General features: G+C 44.7%; 9 protein-coding genes and 1 pseudogene. 4 read left to right on the top strand and 6 right to left on the bottom strand.

Annotated elements, in window-relative coordinates:
• Positions 1–470 precede the first annotated feature (470 nt).
• From RIC07_RS24275 to RIC07_RS24260, 4 genes are all read left to right on the top strand, one after another.
• Positions 471–1,763: an AAA family ATPase gene (locus tag RIC07_RS24275; protein ID WP_446396748.1), complete on the top strand. Its 1,293-nt coding sequence runs from the start codon at positions 471–473 to the stop codon at positions 1,761–1,763.
• Positions 1,764–2,275: 512 nt separating this feature from the next.
• Complete coding sequence (locus RIC07_RS24270; protein WP_446396747.1) at positions 2,276–2,410, top strand: hypothetical protein; 135 nt, start codon at positions 2,276–2,278, stop codon at positions 2,408–2,410.
• Positions 2,411–2,801: 391 nt separating this feature from the next.
• Complete coding sequence (locus RIC07_RS24265) at positions 2,802–5,249, top strand: 5'-nucleotidase C-terminal domain-containing protein (protein ID WP_446396809.1); 2,448 nt, start codon at positions 2,802–2,804, stop codon at positions 5,247–5,249.
• Between the two features lie 266 nt (positions 5,250–5,515).
• Positions 5,516–7,534: an alkaline phosphatase gene (locus RIC07_RS24260; RefSeq protein WP_446396746.1), complete on the top strand. Its 2,019-nt coding sequence runs from the start codon at positions 5,516–5,518 to the stop codon at positions 7,532–7,534.
• 195 nt (positions 7,535–7,729) lie between these two features.
• Here RIC07_RS24260 and RIC07_RS24255 read toward each other — a convergent pair whose 3' ends face one another.
• From RIC07_RS24255 to RIC07_RS24230, 6 genes and pseudogenes are all read right to left on the bottom strand, one after another.
• Positions 7,730–8,935, bottom strand: coding sequence for a histidine kinase dimerization/phospho-acceptor domain-containing protein (locus RIC07_RS24255; RefSeq protein ID WP_446396745.1), 1,206 nt, complete (start codon positions 8,933–8,935; stop codon positions 7,730–7,732).
• A gap of 256 nt (positions 8,936–9,191) precedes the next feature.
• Positions 9,192–9,275: pseudogene (locus RIC07_RS24250) on the bottom strand (hypothetical protein); the annotation flags it as partial.
• A 39-nt stretch (positions 9,276–9,314) separates the two neighbouring features.
• Positions 9,315–10,499: an MFS transporter gene (locus RIC07_RS24245; protein WP_446396744.1), complete on the bottom strand. Its 1,185-nt coding sequence runs from the start codon at positions 10,497–10,499 to the stop codon at positions 9,315–9,317.
• A gap of 300 nt (positions 10,500–10,799) precedes the next feature.
• Positions 10,800–11,312: a DUF928 domain-containing protein gene (locus RIC07_RS24240; RefSeq protein WP_446396743.1), complete on the bottom strand. Its 513-nt coding sequence runs from the start codon at positions 11,310–11,312 to the stop codon at positions 10,800–10,802.
• A 96-nt stretch (positions 11,313–11,408) separates the two neighbouring features.
• On the bottom strand, positions 11,409–14,015 hold the full coding sequence (locus RIC07_RS24235) for a CHAT domain-containing protein (protein WP_446396742.1): 2,607 nt from the start codon (positions 14,013–14,015) through the stop codon (positions 11,409–11,411).
• A 10-nt stretch (positions 14,016–14,025) separates the two neighbouring features.
• Entirely contained in the window at positions 14,026–14,850 is an 825-nt protein-coding gene (locus RIC07_RS24230; RefSeq protein WP_446396741.1) for a Uma2 family endonuclease, read from the bottom strand.
• Positions 14,851–14,870 lie beyond the last annotated feature (20 nt).

Below are 14,870 nucleotides of genomic sequence, written 5' to 3'. Positions count from 1 at the left end.
GGGAGAAATTTCTCCCCTTTTCTGTATGACCTGATACGCATGTCACTTTTGTAGTGGCGTGGCACACCTAATTTGGTAGATTAGCTTGGGTTCGTAGTAAGGGAACCTTAGCCCTAATTTCTTATGTTTTCTGGGCGTAATGGTCGGGTAACAGTTTGAGGGTCGCCCCTCTCCCCTCCCCTGAGAACCGTACATGAGACTTCGCACTCATATTATATTTTTTTAACGCAGAGGTACGCAAAGGATGGCGCAGAGGTACGCAGAGAAATTTGCTGTATTTGGGTGAAAATTTTATACTGAAGTTTCTCTGATGCTGATGTACTACAATTAGCTTAACGCCTTATCCAGTAATAGTGTGAACGATGATCGGTTAAAATCCTACTGGATACAATCTTCTGATGCGATGGCTGAACCTCTTATCTGATAACACTTTTGTCACTAATCTGAGAGTATATTACTGATAGTGAATTATGGAAAGAATTGAAATCAAAGATTTTGTGGGAATTAAAGATATTACTCTAGATGTCAAACCCATTAATATTTTGATTGGTCCCCAAGCCAGCGGGAAGAGTGTCGTCGCCAAGTTACTATTCTACTTCAAGAGCTTTATATCTGAAATCATTAACGCAGCAGAACGATCAAAACATACAAGAGAGCTTGATCAAGATTTCAAAAGCCGATTTTATGAATATTTCCCGTCATCATCCTGGGGAAACGCAAATTTTAGAATTTGTTATTATGTCGGTGAAGATTTTATTGAGATTTACCGAAAACGAAAAAACAAGAAAAGCTCACCGGAAGTGGTACTTAACTATTCAGGATTTTTTAAAGATGAATTTGTTTATTTGAGAAATATCATTCAAAAACAAAATGAGAAAGCCGCTGAACAAGATATGCCAGTTGGTGTTCTCTCTCGTTTCGATTTAATCTATGATATACGGCACTTATTTTTACGTGATTTAGCCCAAAAAGTTCCTAAAGTTGTCACGTTTTCACAATTGTATATTCCAGCAGGTCGATCATTTTTTGCGAATCTAAAAAGTAGTATATTCACTTTTTTATCTGAGAACAAAGCTGTCGATCCATTTCTGGTTGAGTTCGGGAATTACTATGAAAGAGTGAAAAATCCGATTAGACTAGAAAGGTTGGGAAGAAGGAGCGATAATAAACAGTTAAATAAAGAAATAGCTATACTCAATACAAAAATTCTTTGCGGCAAGTATTTTCAAGAAGATGGGGAAGACTATCTGGAGATGGATGGAGGCAGAAAGATTAGTGTTTCAAATTCTTCTTCGGGACAGCAAGAAGTATTGCCATTAGCTCTTATTCTTAGATCAATTGCATTGTCGAAACCTAAAATAGGGGGTCAATCCATATATATCGAGGAGCCAGAAGCACATATTTTTCCAGCCGCTCAGAGAGATATGGTGGAGTTAATTTCTACAGTCTATAACTCTGGGAAAGATAACTTACAGTTTTTCATTACAACTCATAGTCCTTATATATTGACAGCTTTCAATAATCTCCTTCAAGCCGGATTCTTGGCGGCTAATGCTACTGAAGAAAAGAAAAAAGAAATAGCGCGTTATGTTCCGACATCAAGATTCCTTGAGCCTAATGATCTGGCTGTCTATTCTTTAGCGGATGGTTATTGCCATTCCATTCTTGATCTTGAAACCGGATTAATAGATACGAATATTATTGATGCCGTATCAAATGAACTAGCCATTCAGTTTGATCAACTTCTCGATATCAATCCATGAAAAATTTTGCCGGATGTGAAACAATCAAGAGTGATACTAATATTGTTGTGACTGATCCTGGAAGTCGAAATAAACGAAGTAAATTTCGATTACATAATCCAAATCGGGATACCATAAAAGTTGTTCATGTAGATGATTGTGTGATTAAAGAAGGTGTCAGATGCGACTATTTGCTCATATTGCCTAATGGACAAGAGGTTTATATTGAGTTAAAAGGTTCTAATGTTCAGCATGCAGTGGAGCAAATTGAACGAGGGATTGAGTTGTTGTCCTGTAATTGTAAATCTCTGATTAAACTCTGCTTTATTTCAAGCACAAGATGTCCCATTAACTCAACGGAAATACAGAATTCAAAGAAAATTTAAACAAAAACACAATGCTAAACTTTTTATAAATAATGGAGAAATTTCCTATACTTATGAGGGGAATTCATAGCGCACGTCGGGAAAAGGGCGCACCGGGGGAAAAGGGCGCACGTCTATGCGCCCCTACGTCGCCTCAATCATTGGGTAGTGAATCCGAGTCTGACGGTTCTGTATATTGACGAAATATACCTCAAAGTTTGCGATCGCACCTGTCAAGCCAAAATCCTGCTAACGTACTTCCCGGATTTGGGCGATACTCCTGCACCTTGGTGCGAAAGCTAGCACTCGCGCTCACCCTGACTTATGTGAAGATTCTGTAAAGATTAAACACTTAACATAAAGACTTGATAAAGATGTAAATTCTTAAAAAGTAATTAACCATTTCTTTACAAAACTTTGGCAGAGTATATTTGTACTCAAAAAAAATAGAAATATTACCAAGTAAGCGGCTTGGCATCTGTAATTTAGGTTACATAAAAGGACGGGAAAACACGGGAAAACAAGAAGAGGTCAATTCCGCCGTGATAGGGCTGTGCATAAATTCCTCTATTCGCTTTCTCTTCCCTTTTATGCCCTAGCTGAGGATAACACCTGAACAACCTGAGTTTTTTGTTAATTAAACATGGCTAACTTTACACTCCAGTTACTACATGCGGCAGACCAAGAAGGGGGAATCCCAGCGATAGACGACGCGCCGCGCTTTTCGGCTGTCCTCAACGCCCTGAAAACTCAAGATATTGATGGTATCCCTGGGGTTGACTTTCCCAATACCCTCGTTTTGTCTTCCGGAGATGCCTATATTCCCGGTCCCTTTTTCTCCGCCAGTCGCACCGCGTTTGGTGGTGCTGGACGAGGCGATATCTTAATCCAAAATGAGTTAGGCTTTCAAGCGATCGCCTTTGGTAACCACGAATTTGACCTGGGTACGGGTGCGATCGCGGATTTGATTGCGGCGGAGGGTGATTATCCGGGAACCCAGTTTCCCTATCTCAGCGCTAACCTGGACTTTAGCAGTGATGAAAATTTAGCACCACTTGTGGTTGAAGATGAGCAAGAAGCCGATACCATTCCGAACAGTATTGCTGGCAATACCATTATTACTGTGAATGGGGAACGCATTGGTGTTGTTGGTGCGACGACGCCAACATTACCCCAGATTTCCTCTCCCGGTGATGTCGGCGTTGCGCCGATTGAATTTGATTCGGCTAATCCCGCCGATATTCAGGCGTTAGCCACAGAAATTCAAGACTCTGTAGATACCCTGCTGACCAATAACTCGGATATTAACAAAGTTATCCTGCTGGCGCACATGCAGCAGATTGGGATTGAAGAACAACTGGCTAGCGCTTTGGCAGATGTAGACATTATTGTCGCTGGGGGTTCCAATACGCTGCTAGCTGATGAAACGGATCGCCTTCGCGCCGGCGATGAAGTGGAAGGTGCTTATCCGATTCTAAAGACAGCGGCTGATGGCAATCCCGTTGCTGTAGTTAACACCGATGGGAACTATAAATATGTGGGTCGCTTGGTGGTTGACTTTGACGAGAACGGTGTGATTATTCCTGATAGCATCGACCCCAAGATCAGTGGTGCTTACGCCACCGATGAGGAAGGCGTCGCCGCTGTGGGTGGCACTCCTGACCCCGATATTGTGGACATTACCCAGGAGTTGCGGGATGTCATCGCTAGCCAAGAGGGTAATATTTTTGGTAATACCGATGTCTTTCTTAATGGGACACGCAGCGATGTTCGCACCCAAGAAACCAACTTGGGAAATCTTACCGCCGATGCGAACCTAGCGATCGCGCAAGAGTCTGACCCCAGTGTGGTGATTTCCCTGAAAAATGGTGGCGGGATTCGGGATAACATCGGTGTCGTCACCTATCCTCCTGGTTCAACAGAACCCGAAGATATACTCAAACTCCCGCCCCAACCCAACCCCCTCGCTGGTAAGGAAGAAGGCGATATTTCTCAACTGGATATTTCCAACTCCCTCCGCTTCAACAACGGGTTAACCTTAGTCACGGTAACCGCCCAAGAACTCCTGGAGATTATTGAACATGGGGTTTCCCAGACAGAACCCGGTGCAACGCCGGGGCGGTTTCCCCAAGTTGGAGGGATGGCGTTTAGTTTTGATGCTGATTTGCCCGTCGGCGATCGGGTTCAATCCTTAGCGATTCAGGATGGTGATGGTAATGTCACGGATGTGGTTGTTGCCAATGGTGAACTAATTGGCAATCCCGATCGCAGCTTCCGTATGGTCACATTAGGCTTTCTCGCGGGTGGTGGTGATGGCTATCCCTTCCCCATGGGAGACTCTGCCAATCAAGTCAACTTGGCAAAAACCGACGATGCACCTCGCACAGGGTTAGCAACCTTTACAGTTGATGGTTCTGAACAAGATGCATTAGCGGAGTATTTGGCTGATAATTATAGCCAAACGCCCTTTGATAATCAAGATGTACCTCCTGCACTCGACACTCGCATTCAAAACCTAGACGTTCGTAGCGATACCGTCCTCGGTGAAGGCGCGATCGCGGGAACGGATGCGGCAAATACCCTGGTTGGCACCCCAAATCAGGATTTAATTCTCGCCTTTGCTGGGAATGACCTCGCTGCTGGTGAACTTGGTGATGATGTGATCCGAGGTGGCGATGGTGATGATGTACTGCGGGGCGATCGGAATAGCCGTAGCGCCCAAGTGGGTGAAGCTGGGGGTGATGATATCATCTACGGGGGTGCAGGGAGCGATCGCATCGGTGGTAAGAGTGGTAATGATACCCTATGGGGTGAAGCTGGTGATGATCAAATCTGGGGCGATGATGGCGATGATATTATCTACGGCGGTCTGGGTGATGACACCTTAACGGGTGATGACTTCTCTGGTGGTCAAGGGAGTGATACCTTTGTGTTGGCTGTGGGAGAAGGAACGGACACCATTGTTGATTTTGAAGTGGGAACTGACGCGATCGGTTTGGCGAATGGTCTCACCTTCGGTCAGTTGTCCTTTAGTGAACAAAACGGGAATACCTTAATTAAATCGGCAGATGATACGGTGTTGGCTATTCTCAATCAGGTGAATGTCGCTAATTTAACTGAGACTTCTTTTCTGGTGATTTAAAACCGGATTCATCCCACGCTGTTAATTCAGCGTGGGGAACTGATCGCCGGATCAGCTAACCTACCTTCATCCAAAGATACAAAAAACTCTCTTATTGCCCATCGTTTCATTGAGTCGATTAAATAATTTGTAGATAATTTTCAAAACATTACAATCAAACCCTTTTTAACCGAATAATAATAACGAGTTAAACTTGCACTAGGAGTATTTACTTAGAGAGGTCGATCTTTCCAGACACGTTCAATAAGCATTCTAGGAGTAGCTTTATGGTAGGTTACTTTACCTTACCCATGTCAGAAACTCTAATTCGTGACGCTTATTTCCTGAAACAGATCGACGGCAAAGAACCAGCAACCGATTCAGCATCCGCCGCCACCGCGATCGCCACAGGGCAGAAAACCGATGCTGGCAATATTGCTTGGCTAACGGGTGATCCAGCCGATGGTGCATTAACAACGATTGCAGAAACATTACGCAGTGACCAAGGCTTTTCCATCGGTGTCGTTAGCACCGTACCCTTCAGCCACGCCACACCTGCGGCGTTTGTGAGCCATAACGTTAATCGTAACAACTACTTTGAAATCGCCAATGAAATCATCAACACCACTCAGCCTGATGTGGTGATTGGTGGGGGTCATCCCAATACCTATGGTCGTTTTCGCTATCTCTCAGAGTCGGATTACAATGCGCTGAACTCTGGTGACGCTGGCTATACCTTTGTGGAATGGACAGCCGATGTTAATGGCGGTGATGCTTTACTGACAGCCGCCGAGACGATCGATGTTAATGCTGGGGAGAAACTCTTCGGCTTGTTTGGTGGTGAGGGTGGCAATTTCGATTTCCATCAGGCGTCTGATACGCCAGGGAATCCATCTGTCACTCCCGGTAGTGTGGAGAATCCCACGTTGACGGAAGCAACGAATGCGACGTTATCGGTACTCAATCAAGATCCCGATGGTTTCTTCGTCATGTTTGAGCAGGGGGATATCGACTGGTCAAACCACGGTAATAACTTTGAAACGATGATTGGCGGGGTTTGGGATTTAGACCAAGCTGTGCAAGCCGCAGAAGCGTTTATCGCTCAACCTGGCGATGATTTGGACTGGTCTAATACTTTAATGATCGTCACCTCTGACCATTCCAACAGCTATCTCCGCAACAAAGAGGTACTGGGTAAAGGTGACTTACCGCAGCAGGTGGAAGCCAGTGGGGATAGTGGTTATGGCAGTCCCTGGTTGTATCCGGATGGGGAAGTCTCCTACCACACCACGAATCATACCAATGAACTGGTAACTTTGTCCGCTCGTGGTGCAGGTGCGACGTCGTTCTCAGAGTATGCGGGTTCCTGGTATCCGGGGACAGATATCGTGGATAATACCCAGATTTACCAGGCGATGAATCAAGCCACTCAAGACGGGGTGGAACATGTGATCTTGTTCATCGGTGACGGGATGAACATTGAGCATGAAATTGCGGGTAGCCGTTATTTGTATGGAGAAGATAATGGACTTGCTTGGCATGATTGGGGTGAACTGAGTGATGGCTGGACGGGTTTCTCGTCTACCTGGGATGTGACGACCTATAACAAGTATGCCTCGGTGCATGACTTACCGGCGTATGACACCAATGGTTTTGACCCGACGCTGGGTTATGATCCAGACATCGGTGGGGTTGAACCGGGTTATCCCGAAGGTAGTATTATCCAAGCCAGTTCTGATGGTGACACCCTCGTGGGTGAGGTTGACCTGGATGACTTGATCTTGGCGAGTGACGGCGATGATACCGTTGCTGGCGAGATGGGTCATGACATCATTGTCGGTGAAGATGGTGACGATGTACTGCGGGGCGATCGCAACAGTCGTTCTTCTGGCGGTCAAGTCGGCGGGGATGACGTGATTTACGGTGGTAACGGGAATGACCGGATTGGCGGTAAAGGGGGTAATGATATCCTCTTGGGTGAAGACGGCGACGACCAAATCTGGGGTGATGATGGGGATGATATCCTGCGCGGCGGTTTGGGTAATGATACCTTGACCGGCGATGACTTCTCTGGGGGTCAGGGAAGTGATACGTTTGTCCTGGCTGCGGGTGAAGGAACCGACACGATTGTTGATTTCAATGGTGGTGAAGATTTCATCGGTTTGGTCGGAGACCTGACATTTGGAGAGTTAACTATCACTCAGGATGGCGACAATACGCTGATTGGGTTAGACAACGAGACGTTGGCGATTCTGAATCAGGTGGATGCGAGTAATCTGACTCAGGAGTCTTTCGTAGCGGTCTAATACTACTACCAAGTCCAAGCCAGATCCCCGACTTCGTAGGAGTTGTCGGGGATCTACTCGACAACGGGAAGCAAAGACACTGTGTAGTTCTCTTTCTGTACGTCTTGAGGGCTATCTTCATTAATTTAAGTTCTCACTTTTGCAGTAGGCAAGTTTTTATATAAACTTTCAAATTAATCGTAGATAGGCAGAAAATTACTCCTTGTACAGATAGCGCACTCCTAAATGTTGAGCGATTTTTTCCAAAAGCACCTCCTCGCGGAAAGGCTGACAAATAAAATCATTGCATCCGACTGATAAAACCTGGGAACTGTCTTCAGAAAAAGCACTAAAAATCAAGCCAATAATCACGGTTGCTTGTTCTTGAGAAAAGCTGCGGCGGAACTTCTCGACAGAGCGAATTCGGCGAGTGGCTTGATAGCCATCCATTATCGGCATTCGCATATTCATTAAAATTAGGTGAGGTAAATAGCTGGAGCGAATTTCCACTGCTTCTTGACCATTTTCAGCTTCGCGAACACAAAAGCCAATAGATGTCAACATCTTAACCAAAAAAATCCGCATCTGTGGACGATGTTCCGCCAGCAAAACCCGATAATGGAGTTGAGCTGGTGCTAGTCTAATCACTTGGCGATTTTTTTGAGAGGTCTGAATTTTATCGGCTTTGGCAATGGCAATCTGACTATCAAACGCCGATGTTGTGTTTTTCCCCAACAGAATCTGATCAAGTAATTTCGATAGATGTTCCCCTGAATGCTTAATTACGTCTAAATAGTGCTGGTGTTCAGGAGAAAGAAATGATTCGCGGCTGATCAGTTGGCTGAAGCCAAGGATTGTACTCAGAGGCGTGAGCAGTTCATGACTCATGTTAGCTAAAAACTCACTTTTAGCTCTGTTCCCTGCTTCAGCAGCTTCTTTAGCTAGGGCAAATAAGCGAGATTGAGCTAAAAGCAAAACCTGCATATTCAGCAACCGTTGCTGCCCATCTTCTCTTTCAATCATAATCGGCTCATAAGCTAACGATGCAGGACGATTGAGTGCTAATTTTACAGCTTTTTCTATGGAACAAGTGTTACTCAGCAGCAGGTACTTTTCGGCTAATTTTTCGGTATTTAAAATTCCTTCTGTTTTGGCAATCATCTTCCACAACGAGCGAATCGGGCGTTTGAGGAACGTCTCTAACCCATAAGGACGACTGAGCCACTCAAAAAATTGGGTTCTGGAAATCACGCCGATAATTTGATTGGCATCCGTAATGATCACACCGGGGAGTTCTGCATGCTGCTGGAATTCTTGGGCGACAACCTGACCTAATGTGGTTAATTCCACTTGAAAGTCATGGCTAGGGAGGTGAGCCAAGGTTGAATCGAGCGTCAGCTTATCTAATTGTTGAACAAGCACAATTCTAATTCAGTTTTTTTAGGGTTTACTCAAATTAGGAGATTGATGCACTTAATTTAATTGATGGGGTGAGAGTTTGAGGTTTGATTCCAGCAAAGTTCATTGTTTGAATCAAGCCCATCATAACAAATGTATTTTATTCTTATAATTAGTTTAACTTAAACTTTAAAAAAATAGCCATAGTTTTTACAAAGGATTTTTGGGGTTAAGATTGAATTAATTTTCGCTTAATGCCTGGTTGTTATAAAATCTTTAGCTAACGCAAGTTTGCTTCACCCCCCTTGGTATCAATAATCAAGTCATCAACACCATCCCCATTTATATCTCCTATACGAACCTGAGATTTTCTTGGGAAACAGGCGTCAACTCAACCTACAACCTATTCGACAAAAAGTCCAATGAGCAAGGTTATAGGCGCTGCAAGTAACATCCACATTGTCTGTGACAAACCATACTGTTGAGCAACCCAACCCAAGACAAGCGGCATTAAACCCCCCACTAAACCCGCCAGGTTGTTTAACGTCATCACTGTACCACTTTGTCCCGGCATTGCTGTGTACAGTCGCCCCTGGAGAATTGAGTACCAACCTGAATTGAGGAAACCCAATAAGCCAAGCATAATCAGCTTGATCGGGATATTGGATATAACTAAAAACGCTGGATAAAGACACAAGACTATGATGGCACTAACCCTCAAATAATTTAATCCTCGTATCCGTTCAAGTAAAGGAATAAGCGAAAAATCGCCCAACAAGCCAAATCCTAACCAGACGGTGATAGCCAAGCTTGCTTGCGTACTGGTTGCGCCGACAACATCGACAAAATACAAAGCTAAAAAACCCTGCAAAACATCTAACATTAAATCCGCAAATTGTAATAACGTTAACCAACGCTGTATTTGAGGGCGTTTTAAGGCGTTGATAGCATGATGGATACCCTGGTTGAAGCTGTGCAGGGGTTGATCAATTGTAGCGGATGCTGTTGCAGGTACAATCGGGTAGTGCCACAGTGTTTTTACCAGTAATACCGTGAGTACCGCCAATCCGAGAAACACACTTCGCCAACTTTGATCCAATGCGATCGCACTCGCTAAAATCAAGGGTCCAATCACGTTTCCCACCGAACCCGCTAATGCCCAACGTGCCATATTATACTCGTGGCGTGTGGGTTCCATGTCCATTAACGTTGCTTCAGAAAGACTGACAAAGCCTCCCGATGCGGGATAAAACAACACGAGCGCCGCTAATAATCCGAAAAAGTGATCACTTAGGGAAATCAGGACTAGCGCGATCGCAAACGCTATCCCTCCCCCTAAAATTAATTGCCGTCGCTGACCTAAATCAGCTAAAATACCTAAGATTGGCTCGATCAGACTACTGACGATCGTGGGTATAGTCAGCAACAGTCCCACCTGCAGGTAGGAAAGATGCAAATCATTACGAATCAACGGATAGGCTGCACCCCACACGCCATCCACAAGTTCGTCTAATCCTTCAATCGCCAAGACGATAATCGTTAATCCAATTCCCGTTCGAGTCGGCTTATTTTTACCATCCAATGACATCGTGAAATTCTCCCATCCTTAAAATTTGTTCACCAGCGCCACATATTCACAGCGTTGGTGATGGGAGGGGGAATCCACGAACAAATTCTTCGCCTTATCTCGTAAGGGAATCGTGGGTTGGATTGGGTTCTAGAAACTTACCAGGGAGGAAACATTGTCGGTTTAGGGTATGGAAATTATCCACAATTGAGAACACTGAATTGTCAGGGACACAGATTGACACAGAGAATAACCTGTCTTAGTACCGCTATAACCTCTCACTCCTGACCCCTAACATTCCTCTATTTCTGCCACCCTGCATTAGGGACTCCTATACAGAATCATCCCACCAACTCTCGGATCATTAGGATCGACAGCTTGCCCACATATTAACCCTATAGACCACTGATATTCTATATTAGAATCTAGTGCTGGAGCATCGGTTGGCAACTCTAAACGATACGTACCCGGAGTTGTCGGTAGTGGCAATTGTGCCTGATAAAAATAGTCTTCATCAGCATCTTTTAAGCTGAAAAATACTTGTTTAGCTCCGGTTTTGGGAAGATATACGGCAAAACTGGGACGTTCGATATCCGTTTCGCTATGGGTGGGCATTAACGAGGATAAGCCTTCATCGCCTATGAGTTCATCCCCCGGACAGGTTCCCCGAGATGCGCCACCAGTTGTATCGTATGGAGTTCCTTCTTTTGGCGGATCAAAGGTTACCCACAACTGGGTATTAATTGAGTTAGATTGTGCCATTAAATCCGAACCGACTAACACGTACAAGGATAACGCTATGCCGAATAGGGATAAAGATTTAACTATGTTCATGATTTCAATCCTCCTCAGATTTATGTTTAGTTGGAATTGAGCAAACTCTGACCCAAAAGTAATACGTTTTTGAAACCTGGTTTTTCTGATTAATAATTACAGCCAATTCCCCACTAAAACAAAAGGTGCCCAGTAATAGGGATGCTGATAGGCTTCTTGCTTTAATAATGATAACTGAGCTTGACGCAGTGCTTCCGCTCGGTTGCCATCACCTTGGCGCAAATGATGATAAAATTCAATCATCGCATCGGCAGTAGATTGGTCATTCACCGACCAAAGCGTAGCAATCGTACTCCGAGCGCCAGAACGCACAGCTAATCCAGCTAATCCTAACGCGGCTCGTTTGTCTCCAGTTGCCGTTTGACAAGCACTGAGGACTAACAGTTCAATCGGTTCAGAATTGCTTTGTTCTCTCGTTTTAAGCAATTCAGATAAGGTATTAGCATTGACACGTTCATTCCAGGTAAGAATAAACGTGTCTTCGGGTTGAGAACTAAACTGACCATGGGTGGCAAGATGGAGAATGTTAAAGGAAGGGTTTTTGAGTTCCTTTTCTATTGTTGCACGAGTAAAGGTTTCATTCAATATAATTTCTGAAGGTAAATCATTACTAATTTGTTTAATTTCTTGTTCAACTGCTGGTAAGGCGACAAAGCCTTGACGGGCTTCGCTTAATCCTGCTGTTAAAGAAGATAGTGCCACTTGTCTGAGTGATCGCGGTTCAAGTAACTGCAATCCTGGTGTTAACGCCACACTGTATTTCTCAATCAAATATTGGTTACCATCATGGAGGGCTGTCATGGGTATATTCCGCAAAACACCATCCAGAATAAAGACTAAGGTTTTAATCTGGTTACTGGTTAATTGATTGTCAATCGGACGAATCAACCAATCATAAACCGTTTGAGAAAGCTTGAGCCGTTCTTTATTCGATAAAGCCGGACTCATGGTTTGGCGTAAACGGCTGATTGTGGCTTCAATTTCTTGGGAAGATACATTGGTTTGGTAAGACTGTAGAGGTTGTCCCGGTAAAGAAAGAATCACCGCTAAACGGTTGGGTAAAATAATCGGGTAAATCACCGCCGCCTTCGTATCACCTTTTTCGATGACGGTATCAATTTGTTCGGCTTGCGTCTCTAAACAGGCGGTGCGGAAAAAGTTTTCTAGTTCCGCTAATTGTAAGGATTCAATCACAGTCCGGGCTTGTTGCAGATGTTCGGGTGAGGGAGAGTCTAATAAAAGACTGACGAAGTGACGATAAATGGGTTCAATTTTCTCTTGAAAGGAGAACCGCACATCCGCATTCATGGCAACCAGATCCCCCCGTAAGGATTGTACCGTATCAAATGCCTGTTTATTTGCCGCGATCGCGCTTTGTTTATCGCCTACCTTTGTCAGGATTTGTGCCAGTTGCCAGTACCATTGATAGGATAAGTCAGCAGCGTTGATACTCTGAGACAAAAATAGGGCTTGTTCGGTTAAATCTTGCGCTTGAGACCATTGTTGAGTTTTGTCGTATACTTTTCCGAGGATGCCTAAACTCAGCGATTCTGCCCGTTTATCGTTTAAGGTTTTTGCCGCTTGTAGGGTATCAGCTAACTGTTGGGCAATGGTTTGATAATTGGCAAGGTTTGGAGAACCTAAGCCGGAGGTTTCGACGAGTTCGATTAAACGTTCAGCGTAGTTAACTTGGGCATAAATCGCCTCTCGACTCGGAGACAACTGGGACAGATTGCGTTGAATTTGGGGAACTAATTCTTGGGCGTCGGTAAACTTTTCTAGATGAATCAGTAGCTTAAGTTGGTTGAGTTGGGCTTGGACTTGAGACAGAGGAGTCGTGGCAATTTCGGCAGCTTGTTGATAGTAGGCTAATGCTGCTGGCATTTCTGCCAAGTTGCGGCTAATATTACCTAAACTCAACAAAGCTGCACTGATATCGGGGGCAGAATTAAGGAGTTGTGCTACAGCTAAACTTTCCTGTAAGAGAGTCTGGGCGGCTGACAAATCACCGATGGCTTCCCAGACCCTACCCAGGCTGCGTAATCCAGTCGCTTTCATGATAGAATCCGGTTGGGTGGTTAGCTGTGGCTGTACCGATTCGAGAAGTTGCCGCGATCGCTGAACCATTCCCAAACTTTGCCATGCTTGAGCCTGATTAATTTTGCTCCCCAATACCCCCATCTGATCATCGGCTTGGGCATAAATAGTTTCCGCCTGTTTCCAGGTGTCTAGCGCCGCCTGGGGTTGTCCCATTACCAGTTGCAGACTTCCTTTGGTATTTAAAATGGGGGCTAGAATCGCGGGATTGGCTTGGGGTTGGAGTAAGTCAAGGCTTTGAGTAATTGCCGCTTCTGCTTGTTGCCATTGTCCCACGTCTTGATAGGCTAAGGATAAGTAATGTAAGGCTAACGCTTGATTCGTGCGATCGCCAGCTTTTTCATAATTCTTTACCGCCTCTTGCCAAGTCTTTATTGTATCAGCTAAATGTCCAGTTTCATCGTCAGTTTTACCTTGACTGACAAGGTTAGAATTATCTATCTGTCTCCCCTCTCCTTGTAGGAGAAGGGTAGGGTGAGAGGTCAAAAAACGGTTAGAAGAATCCTGTGCCGCGACAGGACGAACCGTCACCATCACGAAGCAAGTGACTAGGACTAATCCCCAGAAAAATAGTTGCTTTTTACTGCTTCTTCTTAACCGTTTCATAACCCCTCATTTACTCTAAGTCGTTGGCATCCGGGTCAATTCCCATTTCCCGTAATCGTGCAGCTAATTTTGCCGCTTTTTGTTCGGCTTTTTCCGCTCGTTGTCGTTCGGTTTCCGCTCGTTGTCGTTCAGTTTCTGCTCGTTGCTGTTCCAATTCCGCCCGTTCTTCACCAATCAGTAAAAGATTCCCTTCACTATCCCACCAGCGCAGCCAGAGTTGAGTTTGATTTTGATACGTTCCCTGCCAAAGTCCCAGTTCTACTCCTAACGGTGGAATAGAATAATGACCCCGTTCATTCGGGTCTATCCGTTGATAGGAAAAATCTTGCAAATGATACACCTCTAATTTGCCATTTTTAATTTCGTAAATGGCATAGTAAGGAATGCGAATAATATGTCCATAAACCCAAAATTTACCCGGTTTCGTCGTTTTTCCCTCCGCCGAAACGGATAAGGGTGTAGCATCCCGTTCCTCTTCTCCATCTCCACTAGCAAACTCAATCGCAATCGTTGGTGCCATGAATTCTCGCCACAGGACATAAGAACGGCGAATTTCTCCATTCAGAAGCGGCGGAACATTAGCAACATAGAACCAATCCGGTGCTTCAGCACCTTTTTCTGGGGGATCAGTTTCACGCCAATAAATCCCACAATCTTGTCCAATAGCATATTGATTATCAGGATGAAGTTGCCGCAAAACTGAGCCAATAGAATCGGTTAAAATAATGCTTTGGGGATGCGCCTGGAAATTTTTCACAAACGTACCATCTGATTCGGGAAGTTGAGTATGATCAGGAAATGGTGGGGGTAAATCAGTACGAGTTACTGTTATCATTGGTTATTCGTCCTTTGTTA

The organism is Coleofasciculus sp. E1-EBD-02, from assembly GCF_040218245.1.
GTDB lineage: Bacteria > Cyanobacteriota > Cyanobacteriia > Cyanobacteriales > Coleofasciculaceae > Coleofasciculus.
The sequence above is the reverse complement of the archived record's forward strand: the minus strand, read 5'-3'. Positions and strand labels throughout refer to the sequence as shown.

Coding starts and splice junctions, on each gene's coding strand:
- RIC07_RS24260 (WP_446396746.1), top strand. CDS start 5,516: ATGGTAGGTTACTTTACCTTACCCATGTCAGAAACTCTAATTCGTGAC.
- RIC07_RS24275 (WP_446396748.1), top strand. CDS start 471: ATGGAAAGAATTGAAATCAAAGATTTTGTGGGAATTAAAGATATTACT.
- RIC07_RS24245 (WP_446396744.1), bottom strand. CDS start 10,499: ATGTCATTGGATGGTAAAAATAAGCCGACTCGAACGGGAATTGGATTA.
- RIC07_RS24235 (WP_446396742.1), bottom strand. CDS start 14,015: ATGAAACGGTTAAGAAGAAGCAGTAAAAAGCAACTATTTTTCTGGGGA.
- RIC07_RS24230 (WP_446396741.1), bottom strand. CDS start 14,850: ATGATAACAGTAACTCGTACTGATTTACCCCCACCATTTCCTGATCAT.
- RIC07_RS24240 (WP_446396743.1), bottom strand. CDS start 11,312: ATGAACATAGTTAAATCTTTATCCCTATTCGGCATAGCGTTATCCTTG.